Source organism: Phytoactinopolyspora endophytica, from assembly GCF_004138495.1.
In the GTDB taxonomy this organism is placed as follows: domain Bacteria; phylum Actinomycetota; class Actinomycetes; order Jiangellales; family Jiangellaceae; genus Phytoactinopolyspora; species Phytoactinopolyspora endophytica.
On sequence record NZ_ML142883.1, the window covers coordinates 17,418 to 19,740 of the forward strand.

3 protein-coding genes and 1 pseudogene are annotated in these 2,323 nt (G+C 69.1%); 2 read left to right on the forward strand and 2 right to left on the reverse strand.

Annotated elements, in window-relative coordinates:
- Together ELR45_RS33665 and ELR45_RS33670 are read left to right on the forward strand one after the other, a co-directional pair.
- A pseudogene (locus ELR45_RS33665) lies at window positions 1-253 on the forward strand (hypothetical protein); the annotation flags it as partial.
- A complete protein-coding gene (locus ELR45_RS33670; RefSeq protein ID WP_129670182.1) occupies window positions 250-1,542 on the forward strand; it encodes an MFS transporter in 1,293 nt (430 codons plus the stop codon). The pseudogene ELR45_RS33665 and the gene ELR45_RS33670, both read left to right, overlap by 4 nt.
- Here the strand turns inward: ELR45_RS33670 and ELR45_RS33675 are convergent.
- Both ELR45_RS33675 and ELR45_RS43150 read right to left on the reverse strand, forming a co-directional pair.
- Window positions 1,499-2,188, reverse strand: coding sequence for a response regulator (locus ELR45_RS33675; RefSeq protein WP_240760334.1), 690 nt, complete (start codon window positions 2,186-2,188; stop codon window positions 1,499-1,501). The two genes, ELR45_RS33670 and ELR45_RS33675, sit on opposite strands and share 44 nt — an antisense overlap.
- A partial coding sequence (locus ELR45_RS43150; protein WP_205857799.1) for an ATP-binding protein occupies window positions 2,185-2,323 on the reverse strand: 139 nt, incomplete at its 5' end. The genes ELR45_RS33675 and ELR45_RS43150, both read right to left, overlap by 4 nt.

The window sequence follows — 2,323 nt, forward strand, 5'->3', positions numbered from 1 at the left end:
GGAACGCGACGGGGTGACGACGCATGTCGTCGTGCTCGTCGTGCCACCCGGTGGCGAACTCACCGTCGCCATGTCGGCGCAGCCCGATGGGCAGCCGTCGGTCGCCGTCGACCGGCGGTTTCTGCTCGAAGCGATCGATGCGGGCGCGGAGGCCCAGCTCGCTCTCGAACTGGGCGGCCCGCTGTCGCCGATCGCCGTACGTGTCCCCGACAACGAGCGGTTCGTCTCACTTGTGATGCCGGTTCGGCTGTGACCGACCTGGGTTCCGTCGAGGTCGACGGTCCGTGTCTGGATGCCCGTGTCCCGGGGTCGTACTGGGTGTGGTTGTGCGGTGCGGCGATGTCGATGCTGGGCACCCACGTCATGGCGTTCGCGATGGCATGGACCGCCACTGCGTACGGTGGCTTGTTCGCCGGCCTCGTGCTCACCATGACCGTGCTGCCCAGAACCGTCATGGCACTGGTCGGTGGAGCTGTCGCCGATCAGGTCGGGCCATGGCGGGTCATGATCGCCGGAGACGCGGTGATGATCGCCGCCATGCTGGTGGTCGCCGCGAGCGTAGCGCGGGTCGGGGAGGCTCCCGCGTTGCTTCTTGCCACCTCGCTCACCGTCGGGTTGGTGGACGCCTTCTACTTTCCGTCCTCGGCTTCGGTGCCCCGCATCTTGGTGCACGGACGTGGCCTGGCTCGAGCCTCGTCAGCGCGCCAGATCGTCCATCAGCTTGCCGGCCTCGTCGGTGCCCCACTCGGTGGTGTGGTCGTCTCCGTGGCCGGGCTGAGCGCGGCAGCGATGGCCAACGCCGTCACTTTCGGTGTGATGCTGCTCGTGTTACTCATGCTGAAGTCCCGAGTGACCGAGCCGGAGGCGGACGGCGATGATCCCGCACCGCTGTGGCGACGGGCAGTGGACGGGGTGAGAATCAGCGCGGTCGATCCGCTCCTCCGTCCGGTGCTGCTGTTGACCGTGGCCGCGGCGGCGCTCCTGCTGCCTCAGTCTTCGCTACTGATGCCGCTGCTTGCCCGCGAGCGGAACTGGTCGGCCGACTCTGCTGGCGTGATCGTCGGAGCGATCGCGATCGGCACCGTGGCCGTCGCCGTGACCGTCATGGTGCGCGGAGCCCACCCTCGTGCTGGATTGGTGGCGATCCTTGGCCTCGTGGTGTCCGGCCTGGGAATCGCGCTGGTGGCGGTCGCACCCGTGCCCGCCGCGGCAGCAGCCGCCGGTTCGGTGGCCGGGTTCGGAACCGGGCTGTTCACGACGCACATCGTCCCGATGATCCTCGGGAGGGCTCCGCGCAGTCACGTGGCGCGGGTCCAAGCGGTCGTGCTCATGGCGCAGTCCTTCCCGCTGCTGGTCACCAACAACGGCTTGGGGGCAGTCGCCGACGTCACACGGACCGCCCCCGTCATGTTCCTCTGTGCGGTGAGTCTGATCGGCTGCGCGCTCGCCGCCCTGGCGTCCAGGTCGCTGCGGCAGCACACCACGGCGCGGCCGTTGGTCAGGCCGTCGCCCGGACGAGACCGCTTTCGTAGGCGGCGATGACCAGCTGAGCACGGTCGCGGGCGTGCAGCTTGGAGAGCAGGTGCCCCATATGGGTCTTGACCGTGGCGAGGCTGACATGCAGGTGCGTGGCGATCTCGTCGTTGGACAGGCCGCGCGCGACGAGGAAGAGCACTTCCTGCTCGCGCTCGGTCACACCGTCGAGGCGCGTCGCGACCGGTTTCGACGTCTCGGGTCGACGGGCGAACTCGGAGATCAGCCGACGGGTGACGCCCGGAGACAGCAGCGCCTCGCCGTCGGCGACCACGCGGATGGCGCTGAGCAGGTCCGCTGGTGGGGTGTCCTTGAGCACGAATCCACTGGCTCCGGCGCGCAGCGCGCCATAGACGTAGGCGTCGAGATCGAACGTGGTCAGGATCAACACGCGGCTGCCTGACGGTTCGGCAGCGGCGCAGATGAGCCGGGTGGCCTCGATTCCGTCCATCTCCGGCATACGCACGTCCATCAGGACGACGTCGGGGTGCTCACTCCGGCTCAGCCGCACGGCCTCGGCACCGTTGCCCGCCTCGCCGACGACGGTCAGGCCAGCCGTGCTGTCGATCAGCACCCGGAAGCTTCCGCGCAACAACGCCTGGTCGTCCACGACGAGGACCCGCACCGGCTCGACCGTGCCCTCCTCGCCTGTCACGTGCTCGCCAGTTCGGTGACGGGCGTGTACGGGAGGGTCGCGAGGACTGAGAAGCCACCTTCGGGCCGCGGCCCGGCGGCGAACGTGCCGCCGTACATCGCCACCCTCTCCCGCATCCCGATCAATCCGTGTCCG